The sequence below is a fragment of the Streptomyces zaehneri genome, assembly GCF_032248645.1.
Taxonomy (GTDB): domain Bacteria; phylum Actinomycetota; class Actinomycetes; order Streptomycetales; family Streptomycetaceae; genus Streptomyces; species Streptomyces coriariae.
The window spans coordinates 163,058-177,557 of the sequence record NZ_JASTTJ010000011.1; the positions used below are offsets into that span (position 1 = coordinate 163,058).

General features: G+C 72.5%; 10 protein-coding genes. 3 read left to right on the forward strand and 7 right to left on the reverse strand.

All coding sequences use genetic code 11. From position 1 onward, the window contains the following. Positions 1–5: 5 nt before the first annotated feature. The 6 genes from QQM72_RS20185 to QQM72_RS20210 form a co-directional block, all read right to left on the reverse strand. Positions 6–1,418: an aldehyde dehydrogenase family protein gene (locus QQM72_RS20185; protein WP_314222259.1), complete on the reverse strand. Its 1,413-nt coding sequence runs from the start codon at positions 1,416–1,418 to the stop codon at positions 6–8. Between the two features lie 305 nt (positions 1,419–1,723). Then, on the reverse strand, positions 1,724–3,454 hold the full coding sequence (locus QQM72_RS20190) for an N-acyl-D-amino-acid deacylase family protein (protein WP_314222260.1): 1,731 nt from the start codon (positions 3,452–3,454) through the stop codon (positions 1,724–1,726). Between the two features lie 200 nt (positions 3,455–3,654). Further along, on the reverse strand, positions 3,655–4,773 hold the full coding sequence (locus tag QQM72_RS20195; RefSeq protein WP_082413031.1) for an LLM class flavin-dependent oxidoreductase: 1,119 nt from the start codon (positions 4,771–4,773) through the stop codon (positions 3,655–3,657). Positions 4,774–4,885: 112 nt separating this feature from the next. After that, positions 4,886–5,656 (reverse strand): SDR family NAD(P)-dependent oxidoreductase, encoded by a 771-nt coding sequence (locus tag QQM72_RS20200; protein WP_314222334.1) that lies wholly within the window; start codon positions 5,654–5,656, stop codon positions 4,886–4,888. 127 nt (positions 5,657–5,783) lie between these two features. After that, positions 5,784–6,707, reverse strand: coding sequence for an LLM class F420-dependent oxidoreductase (locus QQM72_RS20205; protein WP_314222261.1), 924 nt, complete (start codon positions 6,705–6,707; stop codon positions 5,784–5,786). Further along, positions 6,704–7,963, reverse strand: coding sequence for an amidohydrolase family protein (locus QQM72_RS20210; RefSeq protein ID WP_314222262.1), 1,260 nt, complete (start codon positions 7,961–7,963; stop codon positions 6,704–6,706). The genes QQM72_RS20205 and QQM72_RS20210 overlap by 4 nt, the downstream gene beginning before the upstream one ends. A 194-nt stretch (positions 7,964–8,157) precedes the next feature. Here QQM72_RS20210 and QQM72_RS20215 point away from each other — a divergent pair, with 194 nt between their 5' ends. Both QQM72_RS20215 and QQM72_RS20220 read left to right on the forward strand, forming a co-directional pair. Next, positions 8,158–11,136, forward strand: a complete 2,979-nt coding sequence (locus QQM72_RS20215) for an AfsR/SARP family transcriptional regulator (protein ID WP_314222263.1) — start codon at positions 8,158–8,160, stop codon at positions 11,134–11,136. 201 nt (positions 11,137–11,337) lie between these two features. Next, positions 11,338–11,568 carry a hypothetical protein gene (locus tag QQM72_RS20220; protein WP_314222264.1) on the forward strand — a complete coding sequence of 77 codons (231 nt, stop codon included), beginning with the start codon at positions 11,338–11,340 and terminating at the stop codon, positions 11,566–11,568. Between the two features lie 88 nt (positions 11,569–11,656). Here QQM72_RS20220 and QQM72_RS20225 read toward each other — a convergent pair whose 3' ends face one another. Further along, positions 11,657–13,237 carry a FadD3 family acyl-CoA ligase gene (locus QQM72_RS20225; protein ID WP_314222265.1) on the reverse strand — a complete coding sequence of 527 codons (1,581 nt, stop codon included), beginning with the start codon at positions 13,235–13,237 and terminating at the stop codon, positions 11,657–11,659. Positions 13,238–13,337: 100 nt separating this feature from the next. Between QQM72_RS20225 and QQM72_RS20230 the strand changes: the two genes are divergently transcribed. Further along, positions 13,338–14,495 (forward strand): lipid-transfer protein, encoded by a 1,158-nt coding sequence (locus QQM72_RS20230; RefSeq protein ID WP_314222266.1) that lies wholly within the window; start codon positions 13,338–13,340, stop codon positions 14,493–14,495. Positions 14,496–14,500 lie beyond the last annotated feature (5 nt).

Here is a 14,500-nt window from a genome sequence, read left to right on the forward strand (position 1 = left end):
CGTTCTCACCCCGGCCACACGATCGCCTGCACCTCGCTGTACGCGTGCAGCGCGTACGAGCCGACGTCCCGTCCGACGCCGCTCCGCTTGAAGCCCCCGAACGGCGCCTCCATGTTGCGGCCCACCGTGTTGATGCCGACGCCGCCGGCCCGGAGCCTGCGGGCGACCCGGAAGGCGCGGGCCACGTCCGCCGACCAGACGTAGTCGATCAGGCCGTAGTCGCTGTCGTTGGCCAGGGCGATGCCCTCCTCCTCCTCGTCGAAGGGGATGACCGTGACCACCGGGCCGAAGATCTCCTCCCGCGCCACCCGCATGTCGTTCGTGCAGTCGGCGAGAAGGGTGGGGGCGACGTAGAAACCCCGCTCCAGCGGCGGACGTTCGCCGCCCGTGACGATCACCGCCCCCTCCTTCCGGCCGAGTTCGACGTACGACTCCACCCGGTCCCGATGGGCGGCCGAGATCACCGGGCCGACCACCGTGTCCGGCGCCCGGGGATCGCCCACCGCCAACCGGCCCGCATACGCCGCGAGTTGCTCCACCAGCCGGTCGTACACCCGGCGCTGTGCCAGCACCCGTGTCGGGGCGGTGCAGATCTGGCCGCTGTAGAAGGAGAAGGTGGTGCCGATGCCGGCCACCGCCGAGGCGAGGTCCGCGTCGTCGAGGACGACCGCCGCGCCCTTGCCGCCCAGCTCCATCAGCTGGCGCCGCATGTCCCTGCCGCACACCTCGGCGATGCGCTGTCCGACCGCCGTCGAGCCGGTGAAGCTCACCATGTCGACGTCCGGCGACGACACCGCCGTCTCGCCGATCTCGACGGCCCGCCCGGAGACGACGTTCACCACCCCGCGCGGCACACCCGCCGCCTCCAGCGCCTCAGCCATCCGGTAGACGGACAGGGGGTCCTGCGGGGCCGGTTTCACGACCACCGTGTTGCCCATGGCGAGTGCGGGGGCGACCTTTCCGGCCGGGTTCGCCCACGGGTTGTTGTAGGAGGTGACGCACGTGACGACGCCGACCGGCTGCCGTACGGCGACCGCGCCCATCACGCCCGCCCTCCCCATCGGTCCGGCCTCGTTGACCTGCGGCGCGATCGGCCACTCGGCGGGCTCCACGCGCGCGTAGCGCCGGAAGCGGGCCACCCCCACCCCGACCTGCATCCCGCGCGCGGTGCCGGTCGTGGCGCCGGTCTCCGCCTGGGCCAGCTCGGCGTACGGCAGCAGCCGGGCGCGCATGATGTCGGCGGCCCGGGCGAGGATCGCCGCCCGGTCCTCGGGCGGGGTGCGCGACCAGGGCCCGAAGGCCTCCCGGGCCGCCGCGCAGGCAGCGCGCACCTGCTCCCGGGAGGCCTCCGGAGCCAGACCGACGGTCCCCTCGGTCGCCGGGTCGACGACCTCGTAGTGCCCGCCGTCGGGCTCCACCCAGGCACCACCGACGAACAGCCGCTGCCCGCCGGACCCGCCAGCCCCCGAGGACCCGCCAGCCCCGTGGGACGCACCAGCCCCAAAGGACCCGCCAGCCCCGTGGGACCTGTGGGACCCGGGAGACCCGTGGGACCCGCCGGAGCCGTCGGACCCGCCGGAGCCATGAGACCCGCCAGCCCCGTGGGACCGGTCGGACCCGCCGGATCCGGGAGACCCGTGGGACCCACCGGACCCGGAGGAGCCCTTGGACCCGGAGAACCCGCCGGCCCCGTGGGCACCGTCCGTCGTGCCGAACCCGTCGGTCACCTGGTGCTCACCGTCCTCGTGTCCCGCCCCGAGCGCAGCACCCGGCCCGGGACGGCGCCCGTCACCACGTCGTCCCGGATGGCCGCCACGCCGTTGACCCAGACCGCCCGCACGCCGATCGCCTTCGAGTCCAGCCGCGGGCTGTCGCCCGGCAGGTCGTGCACCAGGGTGGCCTTGCCTGCGTCGATCCGCTCCGGGTCGAACAGGACGAGATCCGCATGCCAGCCCTCCCTGATCCGGCCCCTCTCCCGCAGGCCGAAGAGCCGCGCCGGGTCGTCCGTCAGCATCTTCACCGCCTGCTCCAGGCCCGCCAGTTTCCGGCCGCGCAGACAGTCGCCGAGGAAGCGCGTGGTGTACGGCGCCCCGCACATCCGGTCCAGGTGCGCACCCGCGTCGGAGCCGCCGAGCAGCACGTCCTCGTGGCTCCAGGTGTCCGCCCGCAGCGCCCAGGAGTCCGGGTCGTTGTCCGTCGGCATGGGCCACAGGACCGTACGCAGTCCGTCGGCGGCGCAGATCTCGACCAGACAGGCGAAGGGGTCCAGGCCGCGTTCGGCGGCGATGTCGCGTACGACCCGCCCGGTGAGGCCCTGGTTCGCCGCGCTGTAGGTGTCGCCGATGACGTACCGGCCGAAGTTGGTCAGCCGTCGGAAGACGCCCGCCTCCTTGGAGTTCGCCCGCCTCAGCAGCTCCGCCCGCACCTGCGGGTCCCGCAGCCGCTCGATCCGCTCCGGGACGGGCAGGCCGAGGACCGGCCCCCACCCCGGGATCAGGTTCAGCGCGCAGAACGTGCCCAGGGACATGTTCATCGGCGTGAGGATCGGCATGGTCAGCGCGACGACCCGGCCGCCGGCCTTGCGCGCCCGTTCGCTCGCCATGAGCTGCCGGGGCACGCGTTCCGGAACGGCCGCGTCGACGGTGAGGACGTTCCAGTTCAGAGGGCGTCCGGCGGCCGCGCTCATCTCCACGAACAGATCGATCTCGGCGTCGCTGAACTGGTCAAGACAGCCCGCCACGATCGCCTCGATCTGGGTGCCCTCGTGCTCGCCGACGGCGCGGGACAGCGCGAGCAGCTCCTCCGGCCGGGCGTGCCGGGAGGCGACCGGCTGTCCGTCCCCGTCGGAGTGGGTCGAGGACTGTGTGGTGGAGAAGCCCCACGCGCCCGCGTCCATGGCTTCGTGCAGCAGCCGGACGATGCCGGCCAGTTGCTCCTCGCTCGGCTGACCGCCCACCGCGTCCGCGCCCATGACGTACCGGCGCAGCGCGCAGTGCCCCACCATGAAGCCGGCGTTGACGGCGATCCGCCCCTCCAGCGCGTCCAGGTACTCCCCGAAGCCGTGCCAGCTCCAGGGCGCCCCCTCCTCCAGCGCGACCAGGGACATGCCCTCCACCTTGGACATCATCCGGCGCGTGTAGTCGGCGTCCTCGGGACGGTCCGGGTTCAGCGGCGCGAGCGTGAACCCGCAGTTCCCGGCCGCGACCGTGGTCACCCCGTGGTTCAGGGACGGGGTGGCGTACGGATCCCAGAACAGCTGGGCGTCGTAGTGCGTGTGCGGATCCACGAATCCGGGAGCGAGGACGAGCCCGTGCGCGTCCTCGCCGGTCCGCGCCTCCTCGGCGACCGACCCGATGACGGCGATCCGCCCGTCCCGGATCCCGACGTCGGCGACGAACCCGGGCGCGCCCGTCCCATCGACGACGGTCGCCCCTTTGATGACGTGATCGAGCATGCGGGCTCCTTCTCAACTCCGATGCGATGGGCGCCCGAAAGGCGCGCGGGGCTGTATCGCTGTGCGGCTCCGCCGCGTGGGCGTGACCAGCGACTACGGACCCGCAGCCGCCAGGCGACCCGCACCCCCGGGACGGCGACGCGCCCGCAGGTCCGCGACAGCGACCACGCGCCCGCAGGTCCGCAGGTCCGCGACAGCGACTACGCCCCTTGCCGGAACCGCGTCGTCCGATGGACGGGATCCGTGTCGATCTTCGGGATGACCTGCTCCCCGATCAGCCGGATCGTCTGGAGCGTCTCCTCCTTCGGCACCCCCACCGGCAGCCCGAAGGACAGCTGATCGGCCCCCGCCTGTTCCCACCGCTTGCACTGCCGCAGCACCTCGTCCGGGTCGCCGCAGATCAACAGCTCTTCTTCGACGAGGAGTTCGACGAACTCGGCGTTGTACTCGGGCAGTGTCTCGGGCCAGACCGGGAAGCCCTCGGGCCGGGGGAAGGTGTCGTGGTAGCGGAACACCAGCGAGGGCAGATAGTGCAGCCCGCCCTCGACGGCGATCCGGATCGCCTCGTCGTGCGTGGGCGCGCAGATCGCCGTCGTCGTCACCATCACGTTGTCGTTGACGAAGTCGCCGATCGGCTCGGCGTTCACCACCGCCGTCTTGTACTGCTCCAGCACCCACTCCATGTCGGACACCTTCTGGATGCTGAAGCCGAGCACCCCGAGGCCCTTGCGGGCGGCCATCGCGTACGAGGGCGGCGACCCGGCCGCGTACCACATCGCCGGGTGCGACTTCCCGTGCGGCTTCGGCAGGATCTTGCGCGGCGGCAGCTGCCAGTGCTTGCCCTGGAAGCCGACGTACTCGTCCTGGAGCCACATCTTCGGGAACTCCGCGATGGTCTCCTCCCAGATCTCCTTCGTGTAGTTCATGTCGGTGATGCCGGGGAGGAAGCCGAGGATCTCGTGCGAGCCGGCGCCGCGTCCGCTGCCGAACTCGAAGCGGTTGTCGGTGAGATGGTCGAGCATGGCGACCTTCTCGGCGACCTTCACCGGGTGGTTGACCTGGGCGAGCGGGTTGAAGATGCCCGAGCCGAGGTGGATGCGGTCGGTCGCGTGGGCGAGGTAGCCGAGGAAGACGTCGTTGGCGGAGAGGTGGGAGTACTCCTCCAGGAAGTGGTGCTCGGAGGCCCAGGCGTACTTGAAGCCGGACTTGTCCGCCTGGATGACGTACTCGGTCTCCTCCATCAGCGCCTTGTGCTCGGCGAGCGGATCGGTCTCGGCGCGCTTGCCCACGTATCCCTGTACAAAGAGCCCGAATTCCACGGAGGTTCACCGTCCCGGTTCCTGGATCGCGATTAACTGACGGTTCGTCAGATTCAGCGGATGCCGCCGACTGTGGCACCGGGCTCCTGGATGGTCAATAGCTGACGAACTCTCAGATGACGGAAACGCCCGCCAGCCATCCCCCGTCGATCACGAACGGCTGCCCGGTGATGTACGACGAGTCCTGCGAGGTGAGGAAGAGGGCGAGCCGGGCCACCTCGTCCGCGCGGCCGATCCGGCCCAGGGGCACGAGCTTGCGGTAGAGGGAGTCGAGGGCCCGGGTCGTCTCCTCGGGGTCGGAGTCCGGCTCCAGCCGGGACGGGTTGGACATCGCGGTGTCGACGGCCCCGGGACAGACCGCGTTGACCCGGATCCGGCGGGGCGCCAGCTCCAGGGCGGCGACCCGGGTGAGGCCGAGCACCGCGTGCTTGGTCGCCGCGTAGGCGCCCACGGCCGCCATGCCGGTGAGCCCGGTGTAGGAGGCGGTGTTGACGATGGTGCCGCCGTCGGACAGCTCCGGCGCGACGGTCCGGATGCCCAGGAAGCAGCCGACCTGGTTGACCCGTACGACCTGCATGAACTCGTCGAGCGGGGTGTCGACGAGGGCGTTGAACCGCAGGATGCCGGCGTTGTTGACGAGCCCGTCGAGATGGCCGTACGCCCGCTTGGCCTCCCGCACCGCCGCGATCCACTCCTCCTCCGCCCCCACGTCGAGGTGGACGTAGAGCGCGCCGATCTCCTCGGCGAGCGCCTTCCCCTGCTCGTCGAGCACGTCGGCGACGATCACCTCGGCGCCCTCCTGGCGGAACAGCCGCGCCTCCTGCTCGCCCTGGCCGCGCGCCGATCCGGTGACGAGGACCACCCGTCCGTCGAGCTTGCCCATGCCGGCTCCCTTCACCTCGGTGGAGCTCAGCATCGTAACGCTGTATCTGACGGAACGTCAGATACGTGCGCGGAGAAGGCGGGCGGCGAACGGGCGCGCGTCGGGTCCCCACCCGACGGAGCCCCCTTCACGACGCGTCGGCGAGCAGCGGCCCCACCTCGGCTCCGAACAGGCCGATCTGGTCGGTGAGTTCGGTGCGGCTCCGGCAGCGGAAGCGCACCTGGATCTGGTGGACGCCCATCGCCCCGTAGGCCCGCAACGACTCGGCGAGGACCTCGGGCGGTCCGGTGAGGGTGCGGCGGCCCACCTCCCAGCCGGGGGCGCCGACGTACAGCGGCTCGGTGATGGCGCCGACGGTGAGCGGTGCGTCGTCCCCGCGCAGCCGCCGCAGCGTCTCGATCTGCGCGGGCAGCCGGTCCCTCGGGTCGCCCTGGGGCAGCCAGCCGTCGCCCTTGAGGGCGGCCCGGCGGACGGCGGCCGGGGAGGAGCCGCCGACCCAGATCGGCACCCGCGCCTGGGCGGGCCGGGGCCGCTGCCCGAGCCCCTCGAAGTCGTACGACTTGCCGTGGTGGGAGGGGAACTCGTCCGGCCCGAGCGCGGCGCGCAGCGCGTCGATCGTCTCGTCGAGCACGGCGCCCCGCCGCTCGAAGTCCACCCCCAGCGCCTCGAACTCCTCCCGTACGTGACCGGCGCCCACGCCGAGGATCAGCCGGCCGCCGCTGAGGTGGTCGAGGGTCGCGTACTGCTTGGCGGTGAGCAGCGGGTGGCGCAGGCCGACGACGGCGACGTGCGCGAGCAGCCGCACGCGGTCGGTCACGGCCGCCAGATGGGCGAGGGTGGCCACGGGGTCGTACCAGACCGTGCTCATGGCCTCGGCCAGCCGGTGCGGGATCGCCACGTGGTCGCAGGCGGCGACGTAGGCGAATCCGGCGCGGTCGGCGGCGCGGGCGATCTCGACGAGGTCGGCGGGGCCCGCGTCCGCCTCCCAGGGCTCGGCGTAGAGCGTGGACTGGGACTGGACCGGGAGCTGGATGCCGTAGTCGAGACTCACCGCGGGCTCCAGAGGCCGTCCGGGGTCAGCCCCAGCAGCTCGATCGCGTTGCCCCGTACGATCCGCTCCACCACGTCCGGCGCCAGGTGGCCCATCTGGGCCTCGCCGACCTCGCGCGACTTCGGCCAGGTGGAGTCGGAGTGCGGGTAGTCGGTCTCGTAGAGGACGTTCCCGACGCCGATGGAGTCGAGGTTCCTGAGGCCGAAGGCGTCGTCGAAGAAACAGCCGAAGACGTGGTCGGCGAACAGCTCCGACGGGGGACGGTGGACCTTGTCCGCGACCCCGCCCCAGCCCCGGTTCTCCTCCCACACCACGTCGGCGCGCTCCAGGATGTAGGGGATCCAGCCGATCTGGCCCTCCGCGTACATCACCTTCAGGTTCGGGAAGCGCTCGAACTTGCCGCTCATCAGCCAGTCGACCATCGAGAAGCAGCAGTTGGCGAAGGTGATGGTGGAGCCGACGGCGGGCGGCGCGTCGGCGGAGGTGGAGGGCATCCGGCTGCTGGAGCCGATGTGCATGGCCACGACCGTGCCGGTCTCGTCGCAGGCGGCGAGGAAGGGGTCCCAGTCGTCGGTGTGGACGGAGGGCAGGCCGAGGTGCGGGGGTATCTCGGAGAAGGCGACCGCGCGGACCCCGCGGGCGGCGTTGCGCCGGACCTCCGCCGCCGCCAGTTCGGCGTCCCAGAGCGGGATGAGGGTGAGCGGGATCAGCCGGCCCCGCGCCTGCGGGCCGCACCACTCCTCCACCGTCCAGTCGTTGTAGGCGCGCACGCACAGCAGGCCCAGGTCGTGGTCGGCGGCCTCGGTGAAGGTCTGGCCGCAAAAGCGCGGGAAGGTGGGGAAGCAGACGGCGGACTGGACGTGGTTGACGTCCATGTCGGCGAGGCGGGACGGGACGTCGAAGGACCCCGGGCGCATCTGCTCGTAGGTGATGACCTCCAGCTTGATCTCGTCCCTGCTGAAGCCGACGGCGGTGTCCAGGCGGGTGAGGGGGCGGTGCAGGTCCTCGTAGACCCACCAGTCGCCGATCGGGCCGTCGTCGCCGGGCTCGCCCATGACGGGCTTGAAGCGGCCGCCGAGGAAGGTCATCTCCTTCAGCGGGGCCCGGACGACGCGGGGCCCGGTGTCCAGGTACTTCTTCGGGAGGCGGTCCTGCCAGACGGTGCTCGGCTCCACGGTGTGGTCGTCGACGGAGATGATCAGCGGGAGGTTCTCCGTGGCCCGGACGGTCTTCGCGGTCTCCAATGCGTTCTCCATGGGGGCACGGTAGCGCTGATCTGACGGATCGTCAGCTAGTGCACGGGGGCCGGAGTTGATCGACTCTGTGGGGATGTGTGCATACCGGATGTGAGCGGTGTGTGGACTCCCGTGCGCCCGCCGGGCAAGCTGACGCTTCCGGCATGGACAGGGCAAACTGGGCCCGGTAATTCGGATGCCTAAGGGGAGCCCTGATGGACGACCGGGTAGGACACCGCGACCCGCGTGTGCCGGAGCAGAGGCGTCCCGGCTCCGCCGAGGAGCCGGCGGCGCTGCGCTTCGACGTGCTCGGCCCGGTGCGCGCACGCCGCGGCGACGAGCGGCTGGCCACCGGTTCACCACAGCAACGCGCCCTGCTGGCGGCCCTGTTGCTGCGCGAGGGCCGTACGGCCACGGCCGCCGAGCTGATCGACGCGCTGTGGGGCGAGGACCCTCCGTCGCAGGCGCTGGCGGCGGTACGGACCTACGCCTCCCGGCTGCGCAAGGTGCTCGACCCGGGTGTCCTGCTGAGCGAGTCGGGCGGCTACGCGGTGCGCGGCCTGGCCGAGGGTTCGCTGGACCTGGCGGTGGCGCAGGAGTGGGCCGCCGAGGCGGAGAAGGCACGCAACGCCGGGGACCTGCCCCACGCCCGCGAGGTGCTGAACCGGACGCTGGGGCTGTGGGACGGGGAGGCCCTGGCCGGCGTCCCCGGGCCGTACGCGGAGGCGCAGCGCGTCCGGCTGGAGGAGTGGCGGCTGGGACTGCTGGAGTCCCGGCTGGACATGGACCTGGAGCAGGGCTGCCACGCGGAGGCCGTCTCCGAACTCACCGCGCTCACGGCGGCGTACCCGCTCCGCGAGCGGCTGCGCGAACTGCTGATGCTGGCGCTGTACCGCAGCGGCCGGCAGGCGGAGGCGCTCGCGGTGTACGCGGACACCCGGCGGCTGCTGGCCGAGGAGCTGGGGGTGGATCCGCGGGCCGGACTGCGGCAGTTGCAGCACCGCATCCTGCGGGCCGACCCGGAGCTGGCGGAGCCCTCGGCGCCGGCGACGGAACCGGCGGTGGTACGGGTGCGGCCCGCGCAGCTCCCGGCCACCGTGCCCGACTTCACCGGCCGCTCCGCCTTCGTGCGGGAACTGGGCGAGGTGCTGGCCGGAGCCGGTGACGGCACGGGCGCGGGCGGCCGGGTGATGGCGGTGTCCGCGCTCGCGGGCATCGGGGGCGTGGGCAAGACGACCCTCGCCGTGCACGTGGCCCACCAGGCCCGTCCCGCCTTCCCCGACGGCCAGCTGTACGTCGATCTCCAGGGCGCGGGACCGCGGTCGGCGGAGCCGGAGACGGTCCTCGGGTCGTTCCTGCGGGCCCTGGGCACGGCGGACTCGGCGATCCCCGACTCCCTGGAGGAGCGGGCGGCGCTGTACCGCTCGGTGCTGGACGGCCGCCGGGTGCTGGTGCTGCTGGACAACGCGAAGGACGCGGCCCAGATCCGCCCCCTGCTGCCGGGCACGGAGGGCTGCGCGGCGCTGGTCACCTCCCGGGTGCGGATGGTGGACCTGGCGGGAGCGCACCTCGTCGACCTGGACGTGATGTCCCCCGAGGAGGCCCTCGCCCTCTTCACCCGGATCGTCGGCGAGGAGCGGGTGGCGGCGGAGCGCAAGGCCGCGCTGGACGTGGTGGCCGCCTGCGGTTTCCTGCCGCTGGCGATCCGGATCGCGGCCTCCCGGCTGGCCGCCCGCCGCACCTGGACGGTGTCCGTCCTCGCCGCCAAGCTGGCGGACGAACGGCGCCGGCTGGACGAGCTCCAGGCGGGCGACCTGGCGGTGAAGGCGACCTTCGAACTCGGCTACGGCGCGCTGGAGCCCGCCCAGGCCCGCGCGTTCCGGCTGCTCGGCCTGGCGGACGGCCCGGACACCTCCCTGGCGGCGGCCGCCGCGGTCCTGGACCTGCCGGTGGAGGACACCGAGGACGTGCTGGAGTCCCTGGTGGACACCTCCCTGCTGGAATCGGCGGCCCCCGGCCGCTACCGGTTCCACGACCTGGTACGGCTCTACGCGCGTGCCTGCGCCGACCGCGACGAGCCGGCCGGCGAGCGCGGCACGGCGTTGTCGCGGTTGCTGGACTTCTATCTGGCGACGGCGGCGGGGGTGTACGCGATCGAGCGGCCCGGCGACCGCACGGTCGTCCACCTGGAGCCCACGTCGTACCGGGGGCTGTCCTTCGGCGAGCGGACACAGGCCCTCGACTGGCTCTTCGCGGAGGCGCAGTGCCTGCTGGCGTGCGCACGGCAGCAGCAGTCGGGCAGCGGGCTGCGCCGTGCCGTCGATCTGCTCTGGGCCGCCAAGGACCTGGCGGAGTCGGGCGCGAACGCGAAGCAGTACGAGTGGGCGGCCACGGCCCTGCGGGACGCCGCGCAGGACGCCGCCGACATCCGCGCGGAGAGCCGCGCGCGGACGGCGCTGTCCCACGTCCATCTGGCCGCCGGACGTTACTCCGAGGCGGACGACGAGGCCCGGCGCGCGATCGAACTCGCCACGGCGGCGCACGACGCGACGCCGGTGAGCTGGGCGGCGACGGACCGGGGGATCATCGCCCTCAACCAGGGACGGTACGAGGAGGCGGAGCGGCTGCTGACGACGGCGCGCGACGGGTACCGCGCCGACGGCAACCGTCCTGGCGAGGCCAGCGCGCTGTGCAACCTCGCTCAGTTGCACCAGCGCATGGACCGTGCCGACAGCGCGGTCTCGCTCGCGCAGCAGGGCGTCGACATCTTCCAGCAGCTCGGTCTCAGCCTGCGCCTCGCGAACGGCCGCTACTCCCTGGGTGTGGCGCTCACCCGCGCCGGGCGCCTGCCGGAGGGTCTGGCCCAGCTCACCGACGCCATGCTGATCTTCGCCTCCAACCGGCAGCGGCTGTGGGAGGGCACGACACATCTGCGCATCGCCCAGCTGCACCTGGCCGCCCGTCGTCCCGCGCAGGCCGCTCAGCACGCGGAGCAGTCCCTCGCCATCGGGGTCATCGGGGGTGACCTGATCCGCGGCAGCGTCCTGAACACGCTGGGCAAGAGCCTGCGGGCGCTGGGCCAGTCGGACCGGGCGCGCGCCTGTTGGCACGAGGCCCTGCTCCTGCTGGAGAATGCGGGGGCGCCCGAGGCCGCCGAGGTGCGTCGGCTGCTGGCCCCTCTGGACGCGTCATGAGTCCGACGCGGGCGGCGTTCATCAAACGTTTATGACCGGCCGACAGAATCGACCCAACGGTCCGTCGCGTCGGGGGGCATGCGGGCCGGGGAGTCCATGGGGGTGGACTCCGGCCCACGCCTCTGTCCGGCGATACTCGGGGGAATCGCCGGACAGAGGCGTCTCATTCACTTGAACACCATTCACAGGGGAAGCGTGAACATGAGCAGCACCGAGAAGCAGCCGACGGACATCACCACGCTGGAGAACCACTCGCCCGTGCCGCCCGCCCTCAAGGACGTGGTGACGCAGGAGACCACGACGCAGGAGACCACCGCGTCCACCGCGTCCACCGCGTCCGCCACGTCGGCCACGTCGGCCACGTCGGCCGGCGAGGAGATCACCACGCTCGAGAACCACTCGCCGGTCCCGCCCGCCCTGGGCGGCAAGTAGGCACCACCCGTCACCACTTCGACGGGGATCGGCCGCGGCGGCGCGGAGGGGAGCCGCCGCGGCCGAGGCGTGTCCGGGGCCCGCGCGGTCACCGGGAGCGCAGCTCGCCCTTGACCACCTTGCCGCTCGCGTTGCGGGGCAGGCCGGTCACGAACTCCACCGCCCTCGGCACCTTGTAGTTGGCCATCTCCCGCCGGGCCCAGGCGATCAGGTCGTCGGCCGTGGAGACCGCGCCCGGCCGCCGCACCACGTACGCCTTGCCCACCTCGCCCAGGCGGGGATCGGGGACGCCGATCACGGCCACGTCGGCCACGTCCGGGTGCAGGCCGAGGCGCTGCTCTATCTCCGCCGGGTAGGCGTTGAAGCCGCCGACGATGAACATGTCCTTCAGACGGTCGGTGATCCGCAGGTTGCCGCAGGCGTCCAGGACGCCCACGTCACCGGTGCGCAGCCAGCCGTCCGCCGTCAGGGCCTCCGCCGTCGCCGTCTCGTCCTCGTAGTAGCCGCGCATCACGTTGAAGCCCCGGACCAGGACCTCCCCGGGTTCGCCCGGCGCCGCGTCCACCCGCACCTCGGTGCCGGGGATCGCGCGGCCCGACGTCGAGGCGATGACCGTGGGGTCGTCCCCGCGACGGCACATCGTGACGACACCGCTCGCCTCCGAGAGGCCGTACGCCGTCAGGACGGTCTCCACGCCCAGTTCGCCCCGCAGGCGTTCGACGAGCCGCAGCGGCACCACCGCCGCGCCCGTGACGACCAGCCTCAGCGCCGACAGGTCGTGCTTGTCCCGGGACGCGTGGTCCAGGAGCGACTGGTGCAGGGTCGGCGGGCCGGGGAGGACCGAGACCCGTTCCGACGCCACGTTCGCGAGGACCGTGTCCACGTTGAACACCGGCTGCGGGATCATCGTCGCGCCCCGCATCAGACAGGCGATCACGCCCGCCTTGTAGCCGAAGGTGTGGAAGAAGGGGTTCACGATCAGGTAGCGGTCGCCCTGTCGCAGCCCCGCCAGGTCGGTCCAGATCCCGTAGGCCCGCAGGGTCTGCGCGTGGCTGATCACCGCGCCCTTGGGGCGGCCCGTCGTGCCCGAGGTGAAGACGATGTCCGAGGGCCACTCCCCGGCCACCCGGTCCGCTCGCGCCCGGACCTGCGCCGTCCCGATGCCCTCCCCGCTCGCCAGGAAGTCCTTCCAGGTCCAAAAGTCCGCCGGGGCGTCGTCCGAGAGGACCACCACCTGCTCCAGCGCGGGGAGCCCAGGCAGCGGGCCGCCGCCGGCGCCCTCCGCCGCCGCCCGCCGCAGCGACGCCACGTACGACGTCCCGAGGAAGGTGCCCGTCACGAACAGCAGACGCGTCCCGCTGCGGCGCAGTACGTCCGCCGCCTCCGTGCCCTTGAAGCGGGTGTTCAGCGGTACGAGCACCGCTCCCGCGCTCACCGCGCCGAGCGCCGCCACCATCCAGTCGAGCGAGTTCGGGGCCCAGACGGCCACGCGGTCGCCCGCCCGCACCCCGTTCGCCAGACAGGCCGCCGCCGCGCGTTCGACGCGGGCGCCGAGTTCGGCGTACGAGATCCGGGTACGGCCCTCCACCACCGCCTCGGCCGTCGCGTACCGCTCGGCGGACCAGCGGACCAGGCCGGGGATCGTCCCCCACTCCATGTCACCGCGCATGACCAGCCTCCCCACCCGACCACTAGCTGACTGACCGTCAGATTAGCGGTAACCTGACGGACTGTCAGCAGCACTGTCGCCGTGTGGAGGTGGGTGCGGCATGCCCGCAGTGACCGGAATCAAGGACGCCACGGCCATCGTCGGCATCGGGCAGACGTCCTTCGCCAAGCACCTCCCCGAGGACGAACGGACGCTCGCCTGCCGGGCCGTCCTCGCCGCCCTCGACGACGCCGGGATCGCCCCCGGCGAGGTCGACGCCCTCGCCTCCTACACCATGGAGGAGACGGACGAGGTCGAGCTCGCGAAGGCCGTCGGGTTCGGGGACCTGTCCTTCTTCAGCAAGATCGGTTTCGGCGGCGGCGGTTCCTGCGCCACCGTCGCCCACCTCGCCGCCGCCGTCGCCGCCGGACAGGCCACCGTGGGGGTCGCCTGGCGGTCGCGGAAACGGGGCTCCGGGCCGCGTCCGTGGACCAACACCGCCGTCCAGCTCCCCACCCCCGCCCAGTGGACCCGGCCCTTCGGGCTGCTGCGGCCCGCCGACGAGATAGCCATGCTCGCCCGCCGCTATCTGCACGAGTACGGCGCCACCCGCGACCACCTCTTCAACGTCGCCCTCGCCTGCCGCAACCGCGCCAACCAGAACCCGGCCGCGGTGATGTACGAACGGCCGCTCACCCGCGAGATGTACATGTCGTCCCGATGGATCAGCGAGCCCCTGTGCCTGTACGACAACTGCCTCGAGACGGACGGGGCGTTGGCGTGCGTGGTGGTGAGCGCCGAGCGGGCCCGGGACTGCCGACGGGCACCCGTCTACATCCACTCCGCCGCCCAGGGCCTGCCCGCCCAGCACCACGGCATGGTCAACTACTGGAACGACGACCCCCTCACCGGCCCCGCCTGGGCGGCCGCCCGGCACCTGTGGAAACACGCCGACTTCACCCCGTCCGACGTCGACGTCGCGCAGATCTACGACGCGTTCACGCCCCTCGTCCCGCTCTCCCTGGAGGGGTACGGGTTCTGCGGCCGGGGAGAGGGGGGCGCGTTCACCGAGGGAGGCGCCCTGGAGACCGGCGGACGGCTGCCGCTCAACACCGGCGGGGGCGGACTCAGCGAGGCCTACGTCCACGGCTTCAACCTCGTCAACGAGGGCGTCAAGCAGCTGCGCGGAACCAGCACCGCCCAGGTGCCCGGCGCCGCGACCTGCCTCGTCACCGCCGGCGAGGGCGTCCCGACCTCCGCCCTGCTGCTCAGGAACTGAACCGC